Source organism: uncultured Oscillibacter sp., assembly GCF_900544955.1.
Classification (GTDB): domain Bacteria; phylum Bacillota; class Clostridia; order Oscillospirales; family Oscillospiraceae; genus Oscillibacter.
On record NZ_UQXD01000020.1, the window covers coordinates 1 to 17627 of the forward strand.

Consider the following 17627-nt stretch of genomic DNA (forward strand, 5'->3'; position numbering starts at 1 on the left):
AAGATGATGGGTGCGGTGACCGGCGCCTCGTTCAGCGAACAGGCCACGCCGTATTGAAATGTATGCATGTGAATTTGTTCCTCTTTTCTATTTAGTGTAAGCTGAGGGTTAGTGGATGAAAATGCTCACGGCCATGCACTCCGCCAGAATCACCAGGGAGCTGACGAACTCCGTCATGGTGACGGCTTTCAGGCCGCCCCGCACCGTCAATCCGCAGTTGCTGGTCATGATCCAGAAGCCGGAGTCGTTGACGTGGCCGATGGACATACCGCCGGCGCAGGCCGCCATGGTGATGAACAGCGGGTTGAAACCCATGGCCGCCACGGAGGCCGCCATGATGCTGCAGGAGGTGGTGCAGGCCACGGTGGCGGAGCCCTGGGCCACCCGCAGCACCAGCGCCACCAGATAGGCGATGACGCACATGCCCACGGCGCCCACGTCCATGCTGGTGAGGCCGCCGGTGATGGCGTCGGCCACGCCGCTGTAGCTGAGGACCTTACCGAAGGAGCTGCCGGCGCCGGTGATCAGCAGCACCAGGCCGGAGGAGGCCAGAGCCCGGAGGGCGGAGTCGGAGATGACGCTCCACTCCATGCGGCTCTTGCCGATGATCATGGCCACGAACACGCCCATCAGCATGGAGATGGTCTTGCTGCCCAAAAAGCCCACCAGGGCGGGCACGCCGTCCGGCGCGATCAGGGTCCACACGGTGTTCAGCAGCAGCAGGACCACGGGGGTCAGAATGGGCAGCATGGACACGAAGGCGCCGGGGGCCTTGCTTTCATCCGCCATCAGGGGCGGCACGAAGTCGCTCTCCTTCATCTCGCCGGTCTCGTCGGCGGCGGGATTCCAGTGGGAAACGCTGCCGTCGGCCCGCTCCTTGAAGAAGGCGAACATGACCTTCAAGGTGACCAGCATGGCGATGGCGCCCACCACCACGCCCACCAGGATCATCAGGCCCGTGTCCACGCCCATGATGCCCGCGCAGGCCAGAGGGCCGGAGGTGGGCGGCACGCAGGTGTGGGTGATGACGCCGCCGGCGGTCAGAGCCGTGACCACCAGGAAGATGGGCTTTTTCATCTCCCGGGCCATGGCGATGGCCAGCGGGGCCAGGAGGATGAAGGTCACGTCATAGAATACGGGGATGGAGATGATGAAGGCCGCCACAGCCAGGGCGTAAAACGCCTTCTGCTTGGAAAAGGCCCGCAGCACGGAGCGGGCGATGCTGTTGGCCCCGCCGTAGTCGTACAGCAGCTGGCCCATGATGATGCCCAGGCCGATGGAAAGGCCGGTGCTCTGCATAAAGCTGCCGAAGCCCTCGTCAATGGCGGCGGCCACGTCGGAGAGGCTCATGCCGGAGCCGATGCCCATCACCAGGCAGGCCACCAGCAGGCTCACCGCGGGGTTCATCTTCAGTTTCATGACCAGGACCAGAATGACGGCGATGGATGCTACCAGCAATACGATCAATCCTATGTTACTCATCATGTTCCCTCCATTTTTTGACTTAATCCGCCACGCTGATTGCTTGGATGCTTGTCATACAGGTTATGGGGTAAAAAAGCAACCTGCTTCTCAACAGGGCGGTCCGCTCCCTCCGCGGCCCCGCGGCGGCCACTTTGTGCTTTTACTATAGCAGTCCCATCTGGGGATTTCAAGAAAAATTTCCTAGGAGGCGTCAAACTGTCAAAAACCACCTTTCAGAATATATCCGCCGCATTTTTTCCAGATTTTCCCCTCTTTTTTCATATTTCTGCATTTTATTGAAAACCTCCCGCATTTTTTTGGCCAGTGCTTTTGGGGGAAACGCCGAAATCCGACACAATCTTTATGCAGTTTTAACAGGGACATTCTGCCGCCCCCGCTCTTGCAACCCGCCCCCTTCCGGCTTATACTATTCACAATGACTGCTTGTCATACCACCAACCCGTTCCGGAGAAAGCGAGGAGAACCGCCATGAGCCTGAAGCCCGTCCAGCGCGTCAAGCTGTCCGCCCAGATCGAGGAGCAGATGAAGCAGCAGATTCTGGAGGGAAAGTGGAGGGCCGGGGAGCGGCTGCCCTCCGAGCACGAGCTGTCCGACATCTTCCAGGTCAGCCGGGTCTCCATCCGGCAGGCCCTCCAGGCCCTTTCCGCCCAGGGGCTGATTGAAACCCGCAGCGGCGACGGCTCCTTCGTCAAGCAGCCGGGCCTCCGGGACCTGGTTCTGGGCTCCATTCCCGACATCTATCTGGCAGAGGACTCCCTCCGCTCCGTGATGGAGTTCCGGCGGCTGTTCGAGGGGCCGGTGGCGGAGCTGGCGGCCACCCGGGCCACCGACGCCCAGCTCCGCCAGATGGAGGCCCTGTACCGCCGGATGCAGGAGACCGCCGCCGGCAACATCAAGGAGCACTCCGGCTTCGACTTTGAATTTCACATGCTGATCGGAACCATGACCCAAAACCCCATGGTGGAGGCCATCTACCGCGTGCAGAACAGCGTCATGCGCAGCTGCTGGCACAACATCGGCACCACCAAGGGCACCGCCAGCGGCCTCTACTACCACGGGCTGCTGCTGGATGCCTTCCGCCGCCGGGACGCCGCCGCCTGCCGCCGGACGATGGAGGCGCACGTGGAGGCCACCTGGAACATGTTCTTTCAATAAATCCAAAAATCAAAGCGCCCGGATATCCTGACGGATATCCGGGCGCTGTTTGCTTGGGGGAATCAGGGGAGGTAGTTCAGCGGATTTTTGGCCACGCCGTTGTACCGCACCTCAAAGTGGCAGTGGTTGCCGGTGGAGTTGCCGGTGGAGCCCATCCGGGCCACCTGCTGGCCCTTGTAGACGTGCTGGCCCACGGAGACGATCAGGCTGCTGTTGTGGCCGTAATAAGTCACGTAGCCGTTGCCATGGTCGATCTGCACCAGGTAGCCGTAGCCGCCCATCCAGCCCGCGTAGGTGACGGTGCCGCCGTCCGCGGCGTAGATGGGGCTGCCGTACCGGCCGGCGATGTCGATGCCCTTGTGGTTGGTGGAGCCGATGCCGCCGGGGGACTTCCGCCCGCCGAAGGAGGAGGTGATGCGGCCGGTGGTGGGCCAGCGGAAGGTGCCGGTGGGATGCCAGGTGGGCCGCTCCTTGGTGCCCCGGAGCCGCTGCTCCGTCACGGGCTCCCGCAGCGTCACGGAGGAGAGAATGGTCCGCTCCGTCTCCTCGCCGTTGACGTAGGTGACGTTGGCCACCACGTCGGCGGCGCCGTACTGTCCGGCGGAGGTCACCTTCTCATCGCCCTTCCACATGTCGGCGCTGTCGGTGTACACGATGTCGAAGTTCACGTCGTCCACGTACCGCTCCCGCTCCACCACCGTCAGCGTCAGGTAGGGCACGGAGGCGGACAGGGTCAGCACTTCGCCGATTTGCAGCTTGTTGATGTTGTAGCCGGGGTTCAGGGCCAGCAGCTCCTTGGAGGTGAGGTCGTGGCTGTTGGCGATCTGGGACCAGGTGTCCCCCTTCTTCACCTCGTAGGTCACCTCGGCGGTCTTGGTGCTGTACAGCGTCTCCGCCAGATAGCCCAGGTTCATGATCTCGTCGGTGGGGACGTACTCCTGCTTGATCTCCACCGACTCGGCAAACTCGCAGGAGATGGTACCCTCGTTGGTGGAGGCGCTCTTGAGCTGCTTGAGCAGCTCCTCCAGCGCGCCCTCGTAGGGGGTGGCGCCGATGCGCTCCCCGTCCACATACAGGCAGTAGGCCGCGGTCACCAGGCCGATCTGCTGGGAGAGGTCCTCCTCGAAGGTGTCCTCATCCACCACCTCCTGCCGCCGCAGCAGGCCGGAGGAGTACTGGATGAGGGAATCGTCAATGGTGAATCGCTCCCCCAGCGTCCGGGTAGTCACCTGCTCCAGGTCGGAGCGGACCGTCTCCGCCGCGCTCTCGGAGCTGACGGCGGCGATCACCTCGCCGTTGTAGCGGACGGTGGTGCCCACGGTGTAGACGGAGCAGAACATGGCCACGGCGGCCAGGGCGCAGGCGCCGCCCAAAAAGGCGGCGGGGTGGAGCTTGTGGGCATCCAGCCAGAGCCGCGCCGCGGACTTCTGGTGGGCGGCCCGCCGGCGGCGGCCCCAGGTGTGCTCCCGCAGCACGCTGCCCAGCATGGGCAGCATGCACCAGCCGAACAGCAGCAGCTGAATGGGCAGCCGCTCCGACTCCGGGAAGTTGTGGGCCCGCTTCTCCCGGACGATGTGGCGCCAGCGGCGCTTGGCCCGGGTCATCTCGTGTTCCGCCGCCAGGTAGAGGGCCACCAGGGGGTGGAGCTCCTTCCGGGGCTTCCGCCGGGGGCGCTCCGGGCCGGTCCCGGCCAGTTCCGCCTCGGGCCGTTTCCGCCCCGCTGTCCGCTCCATGCCCCGGCTCTGTTCCGCCGGCCGCTCCTTGACGGCGGTCTGGGCGGCGGCGCGGGTCTTCTCCCGGCGCTCTTCCCGCCGGGCGGGGTCGGCCCGCGGGGGCTCCTGGGCGTGGCGGCCCTGTTCCTGGGCCAGCCGCTTGCCGCCCCGGGGGGGCGTCTCGTTTCGCTTCTTCAAATCCTGACTCATATGACTCCTATCAGATCATCAGACGACCAGAGGGTTTCCAAAATAGTTACAATTTGTTACCGTTTGTAATCATACCTCTTTTTCCCCGTTCCGTCAACCCTCTTTTCTATCAAAAAGTTCTCTATTTCTTGTGTTTTAAGGGGTTTCCCCCACACATTATCTAGGATGGGCTTGATGGCTTTTGCACATTTGCCCGAAGGAGCGGCCGGCAGATCGCAAATTTTTGTAAAGAAGCTCTCATTTTTAGATTGACCCCACACCCCAGTCGTGTATAATGAACATAGTATGAATTTTTCCCAATTTTGACACATTTGGAGGAAATGAAGCATGTTTGAGTTTCTCATCAAGAAGCTGAAGGCCCATCCCCGCAAGATCGTGTTCACCGAGGGCACCGATCCCCGCATCCTGGAGGCCTCCGCCCGCCTGCTGTCCGGAACCTTCCTGACCCCGGTTCTGGTGGGCAACGCGGAGGAGGTGCAGCGGATCGCCGAGGAGATCGGCTTCAACATCCGCGGCGCCGAGATCATCGACCCCGAGAACTTTGAGGGCATGGACGCCATGGTGGACACCATGGTGGCCCTGCGCAAGGGCAAGATGACCCCGGAGCAGTGCCGCGCCGCCCTGAAGCAGGGCAACTACTTCGGCACCATGCTGGTGAAGATGGGCTACGCCGACGCCCTGCTGGGCGGCGCCACCTACTCCACCGCCGACACCGTCCGCCCCGCCCTGCAGATCATCAAGACCAAGCCGGGCAGCAAGATCGTCTCCTCCTGCTTCATTCTGGTCCGTCCCTCCGCCACCGGCGACCGGGAGGTGCTGGCCATGGGCGACTGCGCCATCAACATCAAGCCCACCGACGATGAGCTGGTGGAGATCGCCCTGGAGACCGCCGCCACCGCCAAGCTCTTCGGCATCGACCCGAAGATCGCCTTCCTGAGCTACTCCACCCTGGGCTCCGGCAAGGGCGAGGACGTGGACAAGATGCGCAGCGCCTTCGAGAAGGCCCGCGCCGCCGCCCCCGACCTGGTGATGGAGGGCGAGCTGCAGTTCGACGCCGCCGTCTCCCCCACCGTGGCCCACACCAAGTGCCCCGACTCCGCCGTGGCCGGCCACGCCAACACCTTCATCTTCCCCGACATCAACGCCGGCAACATCGGCTATAAGATCTGCCAGCGCATGGGCGCGTTTGACGCCTACGGCCCCATCCTGCAGGGCCTGAACGCCCCCATCAACGACCTCTCCCGGGGCTGCAACGCCCAGGAGGTCTACTCCATGGCCATCATCACCGCCGGCCTGTGCGAGGACTGAGTACTTACATCAAACAGCGAGGGAGAACGCCCGGCGGGCGTTCTCCCTCGTCTTTTTTATCCCCGGCGCCGCCGGGGCGGCTCACTTCAGGTTTTCCGCCTCAATCGCCTGGAGGCGCTCAAAGAGGCCGCCCACAAAGCATGCCCGCTCCGGCGCAAACCCGCCGCAGAAGCTGGCGTCCAGCCACGCGTCCACCATCTCGCAGGCGTTTGCCGGCCCAATGGCCCGGCCGCCCATGGCCAGCACGTTGGCGTGATTCAAAACCGCCGATTTGGGCGCCGTGAAGAGGCTCTCGCAGGCCACGCAGTAAATCCCCTTGAATTTGTTGGCCAGGATGCTGACGCCGCCGCCGGTGCCGCACATCACGATGCCCCGCTCGCAGGCCCCGCTCTGCACGGCTCTGGCCAGGTTGGCCGCCGCGTCCACGTAGACCATCTCCTGGTCCGCCGTCTGCTGTCCCAGGTCCACCACCTCATGGCCCCTCTCCACCAGATGCGCCTTGACCGCCTCTTTGAGGGAGAAGCCCGCAAAATCCGAAGCAACTGCCAGTTTCATAGATTCCATTCCTTTCTCCAGGCGCCCGCAAGCAGCGGTTTTTTCAGGGGGAGGGGCCCTCGCGGCGGCGGGCGCAATCCGCCGGTCCGAGCCTCCCTCCCCGTCAGGCGAACATCGTCACCAGCGTGGGGCAGAACACCACCACCATCAAAACCACGAAGAAGCAGCCCAGGTAGGGCAGTTCGCCCTTGCTGATCTCCCCCATGGGCAGGCCGGTGAAGGTGCTGCAGGCAAAGATGTTGTTCGCCACCGGCGGCGTCATGCAGCCCATGACGTTGGTCATGGTCACGATCATGCCCAGGTGCAGCGCGTCGATGCCCACGGCGGTGGCAATCGGCAAAAACAGCGGAATCAGCATGGTCACCGTGGCGATGCCCTCCAGGAAGAAGCCGAAGATCAGCAGCACAACGGTGATGATCAGCAGCACGGGGTAGTACCCGAGGCCCGCCTCCTGCACCGTGGAGACGATCCAGCCGGAAATGCCGCTGACCGTAAACAGCCAGGAGAACACGGTGGAGGTCCCCATGATGAAGAGGATGACGGAGCAGGAGACCGCAGAGGTCTTGAAGATCTTCAGCAGATCCCGCCACGTCAGCGTCCGGTACACGAACACGGCCACCCCCAGGGAGTAGAACACGGAAACCGCGCCGGCCTCCGTGGCGGTGAACAGTCCGGAGTAGATGCCGCCCAGGACGATGACCGGCATCATCAGCGCCAGGATGGAGTGGCGGAAGGACCGCCACACCTTTTGGACGGAGAAGGTGTCCCCGCTGATGGGCCAGTTGTGCTTCTTGGACATGAACCCGGAGATCAGGCACATGGCGAGAATCAGCAGGGCGCCCACCACAAAGCCGGCGGAGAACAGGCTGGCGATGTTGGTCTGGGTGATCGTGCAGTAGACCACCATGATGATGCTGGGCGGGATAATGGGCCCCAGGCCCCCGGCCACCGACACCAGTCCGGCCACCTGGTACTTGGGATAGCCCCGCTTCACCATCTCAGGATACATCATGCTGCCGATGGCCACCACGGTGGCGGGGCCGGAGCCGGACAGCGCGGCGAAGAACGCACAGGCCAGAATGACCACAAAGGCCAACCCGCCCCGGATATTGCCCACCAGGGACTCGCAGAATTCAATGAGCCGTTTGGAGATGCCGCCCTCGGACATGATGTTTCCGCCCAGGATAAAAAGCGGAATCGCCATGATGGAAAACGAGTTTAGCGCGTTGAAAATTTTCTGGCTGACCACCGTCAGCGGATAGCCCAGCACAAGCAGGCAGACGGTGCTGGCAATGCCCAGGCAGTAGGAGACCGGCACCTTCATCACCATCAGCAGGGCAAACAGGCCGAACAGCAGCAGCGCAAGCGTTCCTGTCGACATTTACAGACCGCCTCCCTCTTCCGTCGTCTCCTGCCGGGGCGGGTCCTCCCGCCTGCGCAGCAGCGTGCGGCCAAAGTCCCACACCTCAAAGGCAGCCATCAGGATCAGGCTCACCGGCAGGATCAGGTAGACCGCCCACATGGGCCAGTTCATGGCGCTGGAGAGCTGCCCGTTTTGGTACGTGGTGATGACAAACTGAATGGCATAGTAGCCGGAGACGCCGGCAAACGCGGCGCTGATGAGGCAGCCGAAGCACTCCACGATCTTTTTGGGCAGAAACGGCAGGTGGGCCACCACGGCGTCCACGCTCATCTGCTTGCCCATCCGCAGGCCGATCTCCGAGCCCAGCAGCGCCATCCAGATCATGGCAAAGCGGGAGAGCTCCTCCGTCCAGCTCAGGGGAATCTTGAAGATGTTGCGGTTGAGCACCTGGAAAAAGCACCCGCAGGCCATGACGATGAAGCAGATGACGCAGATCATCGACTCAAAGTCCGACAAGAATTTCATGATTTTTTTCATTGGCAAAGCTCCTATCCCGGCACCGCAGGGTACCCGCCGCGGGGCGGGCACCCTGCCGCACGTTTTACGCCTGTGTATCCTCGATGGACTGCATGATGGCCGGATCCAGCTTGTCGCCATAGCTGCTGTACACGTTCTGAACGGCCTCCCGCAGGGCGTCGCGGTCCAGGTCGATGAACTCCACGCCCTTGCCCTCCAGCGTTGCAACCGCATCGGTGTTCTGCTGCTCCATCAGCTCTCTCTGGAACACCACGCTGTTCTCCGCCGCGGTGGTCACCACCGCCTGCTGCTCCGGCGTCATGGACTGGTACACGCTGTCGGAGATCATGATGACGCAGAAGGCGAAGAAGTGGCCAGTGTTGATGATGTAGGGGCAGACCTCGTACATGGACTGGTTGACCACGTAGGAGTAGCAGTTCTCGGCGGCGTCAATGGTCTTCTGGGACAGCGCCGTGTAGACCTCGGAGGAGGACATGGGGGTGGGCAGGCAGCCCAGGGCCTCAAAGGTGGCGGTGTGCAGGTCGGATTGCATGGTGCGGATCTTCAGGCCCTTGAGATCGTCGATGGACCGGATTTCCTTCGTGGTGTAGATGTTGCGGAAGCCCGTGTCGTACCAGCCCAGCACCCGGATGCCCTGCTGGTCCAGGCAGGCCTGGGCAATCGTGTCGCCGATCTCCCCGTCCACCACGGCGTGGGCGTGGTCCGCATCCCGGAAGATGAAGGGGGCGTCCACATAGTAGAACTCCGGCACAAACGCGGAGACGGCGGCGGTGGAGGCGAACACGCACTCAATCGTCCCCAACTGCATGCCCTCGATGGTGTCCGTGGCGTTGCCCAGCGCCGCGTCACCGTACAGCTCCACGGCAATCGAACCGCCGGACTTCTCCTCCACCTCTTTCTTGAACTCCTCCAGCGCGATGTAGTAAGAGGAGGTGGTCGTGTCGTCGCAGGCAAATTTCAGCACAATCTGCTCACCGCTCGGTTCGGAAGTGCCCGCGTTGCCGGAGTCTGCGGGGGCCGAGGGGCCGCCGCCGGATTTTCCGCAGGACGCCAGGCTGAGCGCCATCCCCAAAGCCAGCAGCAAAGAGACCAGTTTTTTCATGTTGATTCCTCCATTTTTTATTGATCAGGCCTTCCACGGCCCAATTCACACAAAGTTGTCCGTCATCCAACGGCGGCGTCCAGGGACAGGCCCCGCAGCAGCGCCACCCGCTCCGCCAGTTCCTCCTCCGTCAGGGGCATCCGCTCCCGGGGCGTCCGGCCCAGGAAGCACTTGGCGTACTTGGGAACGCCCAGCTTGTGGAAGTTCAGAACCTCCACCCGCCGAATGCCGCAGGATGCGAGAAACCGCCCGATCTCCAGGACCTCTTCCCGGTCCGTATTGAAGCCCGGAATCATGGGGACCCGGGCGACGATCGTCCCGCCGCTCTCCGCCAGGCGCCGGATGTTGCCCAGCAGCACCTGGGCGTCGCCCCCCGTCTCCGCCCGCAGCTTCTCCGGGTCGGTGTGCTTGACGTCGCACAAATAGGTGTCCACATAGGGCAGCGTGCGCCGGATGCTCTCCCAGCCGCAGGCGCTGCACGTCTCCAGCGCAGTGTCAATGCCCGTCTCCTTGCACCGGCGCAGCAGCTCCACCAAAAATTCGCCCTGCATCACCGCCTCGCCGCCGGAGATGGTGATGCCGCCGCCGGAGCGGCTGAAAAACACGGCGTCCCGCTGGACGAGGCGGACAATCTCCTCGGCGGAGTACGCCCTTCCCGCCATGGTCAGCGCCGTGGAGCAGCACGCCGCGGCGCAGGCCCGGGTCTGGCAGCGGGCGCAGCGGGCGCTGTCGATGCGGTAGGCCGGCTCCAGGAAGACGGCCCCCTCCGGGCAGGCGGCGGCGCAGCGCCCGCAGTGCAGGCACTTCTTCTCGTCGTACATCGGCTGGGGATACGGGCTCTGGGACTCCGGGTTGCTGCACCACTCGCAATGGAGGGGGCAGCCCTTAAAGAACACGTTGGTCCGGATTCCCCGGCCGTCGTGTACGGAAAAGCGCTGGATGTCAAAGATGATGCCTTCCATGTCCGCACCTTGTCCTCAGCAGCAGGTGTGCTGGGTCCTCTCGATGATGTCGTTTTGCAGCACCACGTCCAGCGCGGTGAAAAGCACGCTGAATCCCGCCACCCGCACCACCAGGTCCCCGTACTTCTCCGGGTGCTTCTGGGCGTCCCGCAGCACCTCGCTGTCCACCACGTTGTACTGGACGTGCTGGGCCCCCAGCGTGAAGAAGGCGTCGGTCAGGGCGCACAGGTTTTCCAGCCCCGCCTCTCCCCGCACCGCCGTGGGGTGGAATTTGACGTTGAGCAGCGCCCCGTTGGTGGCCTCAAAGTGGTTCAGCTTCGCCACGGACAGCATCTCCGCCGTGGGTCCGCAGAGGTCGCGTCCCTGGGCCGGGGACACGCCGCCGTCGGAGACCAGCATCTCCTTTGTGCGGCCGTCTGGGGTGGCCCCCAGGCTGCCCACAAACAGCGCGTGGGCGGAGATGCTCTGTAGGCCCGGCTGGAAGGAGGCGCCGCGGTAGCCGGTGTACTGCTTAAAATCCCGGCAGTAGTCCTCCCCGCACCGCCGGGCCATGGCGTCCGCCTCGTCGTTGTCGTTGCCGTACTTGGGCACGTCGTGCAATAACTCCTGCCGCACGGTCTCATACCCCGCAAAGTTGCAGCGCAGCATGGTCCGCAGCTCGTCCATGGAGTACTTCCGCTCCTGGAAGACCTTGCGCTGGATGACCAGCATGGAGTCCCCCAGATTGGCCAGGCCCACGGCGTTGGGGGAGGTGTAGTTGTAGTGGGCGCCGCCGTGGCGGATGTCCTTTCCCCGCTCGATGCAGTCCTCCACAAAGCAGGACACCAGCGGCGTGGGGCACATGGCGCTGTGGGCGTACTCCACGGCGTTCACGCACAGTGCGTGCAGGTCCATGAAGTGGCGCTGCTGCCGCCGGTAGGCGTTGTAGAAGTCGTGAAAGTCCTCGAACGCCTCCCCCGTGGGAATGCCGATCCGTTTGCCGCTGACGGGGTCCTCCCCGTTGAAAATCGTCAACTCCAGGATTTTGCACAGGTTGGTGAAGCCGGTGGAGTACATCCCCTCCATTTTCCCGGCCACGTGAGGCTCCACGCAGCCCACCTCACAGTAGTCCCGGGCCTCCTCCAGCGAGCAGCCGATGTTCCGCAGGATGGGGATGATGGCCTCGTCGTTGAAGTACGCCGGCATCCCGATGCCCGACCGGGCCACCTCCGCCGCCGCCCGCTTCAGGGCCTCCGACCCGTTTTTGTGCCACCGGACGGACAGGGACGGCTGGGCCAGCTTCAGCTCCGCCGTGACTTTGCAGCAAAGCAGGGAGACGGGGTTGGCCGCGTCCCGCCCCTGGGCGTCCACGCCGCCCACAATCAGATTCTGAAACATGGGATAGCCGCCGAAGGCCAGGGAGCCGGTGTAGTCGCGCAGCTTGCTGATCTCCGCAAATTTGATCCACAGGCATCCCAGCAGCTCCTCCGCACGGGCCTCGGAGCCGCCGTGGGTCAGGTCGTACTGATAGCAGCGCAGGGTGTACTGGTCGAACCGCCCGGGGGACATGCTGTGCCCGTTGGACTCCAATTGCAGGCAGAGGTGCAGAAACCAGAAGCTCTGCAGCGCCTCCTGAAACGTCTCCGCCCGCCTGGCCGGCACCTTCCGGCAGACCCGGGCGATTTCCAGCAGCTCCGCCTGTCTCTCCGGCGCCGCCTGCCGGGCCTGCTCCTCCGCCAGCGCCGCAAAGCGCCCGGCAAAGGCGATCATCGCCCGGCAGACCACCAGGCAGGCGTCGTAAAAGACGCTCCGCTCCAGATCCGCCGCGTTCTGCGGCAGGCAGTGGGCCCTCCGCTCCTCCAGCTCGTCGATGATGGCGTCCAGCCCCCGGTCGATGAGAGTCTCATAGCTGACGCTGATGTGCCCCAGCCCGCAGGAGAGGGGGGAGAGCAAGAACGCCTGGCAGGCCATGGCCTCCTTTGCCTCCTGGGGAATGACGCTCAGCGCCCGGTCCTTCACCGTTCTCCCCGCCCACTTGGGCAGGAGCTCCCGCAGCACTGCCTTGTTCTCCTCCGACAGGCGGTAGCGGTTGGAGGGGCGCTGCTCAAATTCGTCCAATTCGCGGAGGATCCAGTCCACGGAAAACTCCGGGAAGATGGGCGTGCCCTTGGCCATGGCGGCCTGGTTGCCCACAATCAGCTCGTCCTCCGCAATCCAGATGGACATCTCCGCCAGAAGCTTTTCCAGGGTCCTGGCCCGCAGCAGCGGCGCCGGGAGGTCCCGAAATGCCTCGTAGGCCTCCGTCACAATAGCCGCCCGCTGGCTGCAAATCTCCGGGGTCTGGGCCAAATTTTTGCTCCGCAGGCGCTGTACTCTCTGGTTCATCCCTCGCTCACTCCTTTTCCTTTGGATCGGCCCCGCCGGAGCGCCGGGCCTGCCGGCAGGCGGCCCACTGCTTTTCGGCGGCGTCGGTGATTTTCAAAGAGCGCATGGCGGCGGCCAGGGTGCTGGTGCAGGCGCCGCAGCCCCGCAGCTCGTCCACGATGTCCTGAATCTGCTCGGTGCCCACGTTGGGGTGAACAAAGGGGGTGATCCGCCGGACGCCCGCCGCCGTCTCCAGGGTGATGGGGTCCGTGTTCTTCCCGTACGAAAACTGGACCGTGCCGCCGTCGCCGAAAATCACCACCCGGTCCAGCGCCTCCCAGGCGGCATAGCACCAGAGGCCCGAGACCATGACCCCCGTCTCCGTCAGCATGGAGAGGGAGACCACGTCCTCCCCCCGGTAATACCCGGTCTCGTTGGAGACCTGGAGCTGAAACGTCTTGGCCGGCCCCACCAGGTAGTCCGCCAGGTCCAGCATGTGGATGTCCCCTTCAAAGAAGTGGCTGCCGCCGGACACCCCGCTGCGCACCCGCCAGGGCTTCTCCGCCTCCGGGAGGCGCTCCTCCGGCGTCTGCACCTGGGTGCGGAGGATCTGCATTCCCCGTACCTTGCCGACGGCCCCCTCCGCCAGCAGCCGCCGCAGCTCCTTGTAGCGGCTCATGCCCCGGCGGTAATGGGCCACAAAAATCCGCGTGCCGCTGGCCTCAAAGGCCCTCCGGATGTCCTCCGCCTCCTCATAGGACAATGCCACCGGCTTTTCCAGATAGCAGTGCTTGCCCGCCTCCGCGCAGGCGATGGCGTACTGCCTGTGGGTGTCCGGCGTGGTGGCCACATAGACAATGTCGATCCGGGGCTCCCGCAGCAGCGCCTCCACGCTCTCGTACACGCTGCCCGCCCCGTGGCGCCGCACCCAGTCCTCCGCCCGGGAGCGGGTCCGGTTGGTCACCCCCACCAGGCGGGAGTGGGCCGCCTGGTAGAGCCCCGGGCCGTTTTTCTCCTCCGTGACATCCCCGCAGCCGATCATTCCCCAGCCAATCACATCATCCGCCATGGCGGCAGCCTCCTTTATCTCCGTCGTTTTCCATCGGATTCCGGGCCGGAATCCCCGTCTTGCCTGTGCGCCGTTGTAAAACTGTACAACCATCTGCGCGTTTTTGTTTTTCGGATTGTGCTTTTAGCATAGTGTCGTGTTTAGATTTTGCAAAGAGTCTAATTCTTCGATTCTGCGCATTTTTTACGTTTTTCGACCGGCGCGGCCCCTTTCAGAAAATATTTTTCAGTCCCGATTGAAAGATTTGTTCACTCCGCTCCGCCGGAGGGTGGGCAAAAACCCACAACGGCAGCGGAAAACCGCCGCCGTTGTGAATTTGTAAAAGCAACCAGCCTATGCTATAATGAAGAACGCAATTTCGACATACGCCTATGATTTTCATCCGCGCCACGCGGGACAGATAGACGGAGGCAGCCCTATGAAGCGGTGGTATTTGGACACAATCCATACGATCAGGCAGTTCAAGCTCAAAAGCGTCTTTTTCCTGTTCTACTTTTTGCTGATTCTCTTCGCCATGCTGTTCATCGGCATCTTCTCCGCCTACATCTACCGCATGTACTTTCAGAACTTTTCAAAGACCCAGGAGCTGACCCTGAACTCCTACCTGTCGCAGGTCTCGGAAAAGCTGGACAACTCCATCTACTTCCTCAGCGAATCGGTGATCACCCTGTCCCGAAACGACAATGTGGTGAACGCCATCGTGGTCCCCACCCTCAGCGACGTGACCCGGAATTTTGAGATCATGTCCCTGCTGCGCTCCACCGTGGACAGCTCCGCCTACCTGGATTACATCTGCCTCTACGAGACCACCAACCAGGGCCTGCTGACCTCCCGCTACACCCTTCCCAACAAAGCGGACTCCTACTACGCGGATGTGCTGGCCTACTGTCTGGACGAGGACAACTGGACGCTGCTCAGCGACGTCAAAAACCGCCAGCGCTCCGGGCTGGTGGTCTACCAAGACGCCATCTTCCTGACCCACGGCTTCATCTCCGGCAACGGCCAGTTTCTGGGAATTCTGATTGCCCAGGTGAACGCGGAGCAGCTGTTCTCCCGGCTGGGGGAGACCATCGCCGACACGCCCTACGCGGTGGAGATCCAAACCGCCCAGGGCGCCCGCCTCTACCGCAGCGGCGCGGAGGGCAGCGGCCTGGGGACGGTGCGCCTGCGCTCCGGCTACTCCCAGTGGAGCTATCTCCTCTCCTTCCCCCAGGCCATGCGCTTCTCCGTGGGCACCTATTTCAAGAGCATCCTGCCCTTCCTGCTGATTCTGCTGGCGGTGGGCTTCGTCTGCTCCCTGCTGATCGCCCAGCAGTTCTACAAGCCCATCAACCAGCTCCTGCTGTCGGTCACCCGGGACCGCCTGCCCTCCCGGGCCAGCGCGCCGGCGGACCGGGCAGGGCGCAGCGAGGTGGAGATGCTGACCCTCACCTACCAGCAGATGCAAAACGACCAGCGGGCCGCCCGGGACTTCATCTTACAGGCGCGGCCGGAGCTGGAATCCAATCTGCTGCTGGATCTGATCGCGGGCCGGGCCCCCCAGGGCGCCGCGCTGGACCAGCAGCTCCACGCCATGCAGAGCGCGCTGGTCTCCCAAGGCGCCTACCAGTGCTTCATCATGAAATCCCTCCACACGCTGGAGAGCGGAAATTTGGTGAACTACATTTTCTTCCGGCAGGTGCAGGCGGTGTTGCTGCAGACCATCCGGCCGGAGTGGGGCACCCTGTACTTCCTGCGGCCGGACAGCGACCGGAACATCTTCGTGCTGCAATACGCCCCGAACTTCTCCGCCGCCAAGATGAACCAGATCAAAAAGCAGTTTCTCTCCGAGGCCCAGCAGCAATTGCGCACCGTCAGCGAGGGGATTCTCCTCTCCTGCGGGGAGATCTGCCAGACATTGAGCGATCTCAGCCTCTCCTATCACGAGGCCAAGGAGACCCTCCGGAAGACCCTCTACTACGCAGCCGAGGGCGGCCCGGAGGGCCACGGGGAGCCCGCGGGCGAGGAGGACGGCGACAGCCAGGCCGCCTACTTCGCCTCCCAGGCGGAGCGGTTCGACGCCTATCTCTCCCGGCACGACTTTGTGCTGGCCCAGACCCTGCTGACCCAGATGCTGAAGGAGGTGTGCGTCCCCTCCCGGGAGCTGCCCTTCATCCGGCAGACCTGCGTCCGCATCCTGGACCTTCTGGTGGAGCGGACGCTGAACATGCCCGCGGCCCTCGTCCCCAAAAGCGGCGCGGGCAGCGGCGCCACCTTCCGCCAGCTGGACGGCCTGTCGGACCCCGGCGACATCTACCGCTTCATGACGGAGCAGACCTCCGGCCTGCTGGACACCATCCAGAAGGGGCTGAAAAACCGGCAGCTGCGGCTGTCTCTCCAGGCCAAGGAGTACATGCAGCAAAATTACAGCGACAGCAGCCTCTCCATCCGCCAGATCGCAGACGCCATCGGCATCAGCGAAACGTACCTCAGCAGCATCTTCGCCGAGTGCACGGGGGAGAATCTCATCACCTATCTGAACATCTACCGCATCCAGATCGCAAAGGACCTGCTGATCCGCACCCGCATCATGATCAAGGAGATCGGCTTCAAAACGGGCTTCAACACCATCCAAAACTTCAACCGTGTGTTCAAAAAGGTGGTGGGCCTCACCCCCGGCGAGTACCGCAAGCAGTACCGGACCCCCGACGAGCAGGACTTCGACTGACCGGCCTCCCGCCGCGCAAAACACCCCCCTGATGCAGAGGAGGACCTTGCATCAGGGGGGTGCTGCGCTGTCTGCCGCCGGTTCGGCGTACGCCGGCCGTCTCCCGGCGGGGACTTACTTCTTGCTCTCGGCCACGGCGACGGCCACCGCCACGGTGGCGCCCACCATGGGGTTGTTGCCCATGCCCAGGAAGCCCATCATCTCCACGTGGGCGGGGACGGAGGAGGACCCGGCAAACTGGGCGTCGGAGTGCATCCGGCCCATGGTGTCGGTCATGCCGTAGCTGGCGGGGCCGGCGGCCATGTTGTCGGGGTGCAGGGTGCGGCCGGTGCCGCCGCCGGAGGCCACGGAGAAGTACCTCTTCCCCTGCTCGATGCACTCCTTCTTATAGGTGCCGGCCACCGGATGCTGGAACCGGGTGGGGTTGGTGGAGTTGCCGGTGATGGACACGTCCACCCCCTCCTTGTGCATGATGGCCACGCCCTCCCGGACGTCGTCGGCGCCGTAGCAGCGGACGTTCGCCCGCTCGCCCTCGGAGTAGCGGATCTCCTGAACCACGCGCAGCTCGCCGGTATAGTAGTCAAACTGGGTCTGCACGTAGGTGAAGCCGTTGATGCGGGAGATGATCTGGGCGGCGTCCTTGCCCAGGCCGTTGAGGATGACCCGCAGGGGCTCCCGCCGGGCCTTGTTGGCGTTGCGGACGATGCCGATGGCGCCCTCGGCGGCGGCGAAGGACTCGTGTCCCGCCAGGAAGGCGAAGCACTTGGTCTCGTCCCGCAGCAGCATAGCGCCCAGGTTGCCGTGACCCAGGCCCACCTTCCGGTCCTCGGCAACAGACCCGGGGATGCAGAAGGCCTGCAGCCCCTCGCCGATGCACTCGGCGGCCTCGGCGGCGGTCTGCACGCCCTTCTTCAGGGCGATGGCGGCGCCCACGCAGTAGGCCCAGCAGGCGTTTTCAAAGCAGATGGGCTGAATGCCCTTGACAATCTCATAGGGGTCGAAGCCGGCGGCGGTGCAGAGCTCCCGGCATTCCTCCACGCTGGAAATTCCATATTGGGACAGGACGGACTGAATTTTGTCGATCCGTCTCTCGTAGCTTTCAAACAGAGCCATGATTCT

General features: G+C 63.6%; 13 protein-coding genes. 3 read left to right on the plus strand and 10 right to left on the minus strand.

The features are described 5' to 3' along the window. Positions 1-108 precede the first annotated feature (108 nt). Positions 109-1485, minus strand: coding sequence for a GntP family permease (locus QZS21_RS06330; protein ID WP_295581454.1), 1377 nt, complete (start codon positions 1483-1485; stop codon positions 109-111). Positions 1486-1953: 468 nt separating this feature from the next. Between QZS21_RS06330 and QZS21_RS06335 the strand changes: the two genes are divergently transcribed. After that, positions 1954-2640, plus strand: coding sequence for a FadR/GntR family transcriptional regulator (locus QZS21_RS06335; RefSeq protein WP_295581456.1), 687 nt, complete (start codon positions 1954-1956; stop codon positions 2638-2640). Positions 2641-2702: 62 nt separating this feature from the next. Here QZS21_RS06335 and QZS21_RS06340 read toward each other — a convergent pair whose 3' ends face one another. Next, positions 2703-4562: a M23 family metallopeptidase gene (locus QZS21_RS06340; protein WP_295581459.1), complete on the minus strand. Its 1860-nt coding sequence runs from the start codon at positions 4560-4562 to the stop codon at positions 2703-2705. Positions 4563-4889: 327 nt separating this feature from the next. On the opposite strand from QZS21_RS06340, the gene pta reads away from it, so the two are divergent. Continuing rightward, a complete protein-coding gene (gene pta / locus QZS21_RS06345; protein WP_295581461.1) occupies positions 4890-5870 on the plus strand; it encodes a phosphate acetyltransferase in 981 nt (326 codons plus the stop codon). Between the two features lie 81 nt (positions 5871-5951). Here the strand turns inward: pta and QZS21_RS06350 are convergent, their stop codons facing one another. From QZS21_RS06350 to QZS21_RS06380, 7 genes are all read right to left on the minus strand, one after another. Next, positions 5952-6425 (minus strand): RpiB/LacA/LacB family sugar-phosphate isomerase, encoded by a 474-nt coding sequence (locus QZS21_RS06350; RefSeq protein ID WP_295581463.1) that lies wholly within the window; start codon positions 6423-6425, stop codon positions 5952-5954. A 103-nt stretch (positions 6426-6528) separates the two neighbouring features. Next, entirely contained in the window at positions 6529-7806 is a 1278-nt protein-coding gene (locus tag QZS21_RS06355; RefSeq protein WP_295581465.1) for a TRAP transporter large permease, read from the minus strand. Beyond that, positions 7807-8325: a TRAP transporter small permease gene (locus tag QZS21_RS06360; protein ID WP_295581467.1), complete on the minus strand. Its 519-nt coding sequence runs from the start codon at positions 8323-8325 to the stop codon at positions 7807-7809. A gap of 64 nt (positions 8326-8389) precedes the next feature. Further along, entirely contained in the window at positions 8390-9427 is a 1038-nt protein-coding gene (locus QZS21_RS06365; RefSeq protein WP_295581469.1) for a TRAP transporter substrate-binding protein, read from the minus strand. Between the two features lie 62 nt (positions 9428-9489). Beyond that, a complete protein-coding gene (locus tag QZS21_RS06370; RefSeq protein WP_295581471.1) occupies positions 9490-10389 on the minus strand; it encodes a glycyl-radical enzyme activating protein in 900 nt (299 codons plus the stop codon). Between the two features lie 15 nt (positions 10390-10404). Continuing rightward, on the minus strand, positions 10405-12753 hold the full coding sequence (locus QZS21_RS06375; RefSeq protein WP_295581473.1) for a formate C-acetyltransferase/glycerol dehydratase family glycyl radical enzyme: 2349 nt from the start codon (positions 12751-12753) through the stop codon (positions 10405-10407). Between the two features lie 7 nt (positions 12754-12760). Then, complete coding sequence (locus QZS21_RS06380; RefSeq protein ID WP_295581475.1) at positions 12761-13801, minus strand: Gfo/Idh/MocA family protein; 1041 nt, start codon at positions 13799-13801, stop codon at positions 12761-12763. Between the two features lie 418 nt (positions 13802-14219). On the opposite strand from QZS21_RS06380, the gene QZS21_RS06385 reads away from it, so the two are divergent. Further along, complete coding sequence (locus tag QZS21_RS06385) at positions 14220-16508, plus strand: helix-turn-helix domain-containing protein (protein WP_295581477.1); 2289 nt, start codon at positions 14220-14222, stop codon at positions 16506-16508. Positions 16509-16622: 114 nt separating this feature from the next. On the opposite strand, the gene QZS21_RS06390 is transcribed toward QZS21_RS06385, so the two are convergent. Further along, complete coding sequence (locus QZS21_RS06390; protein WP_295581480.1) at positions 16623-17621, minus strand: GGGtGRT protein; 999 nt, start codon at positions 17619-17621, stop codon at positions 16623-16625. Between the last annotated feature and the right edge of the window lie 6 nt (positions 17622-17627).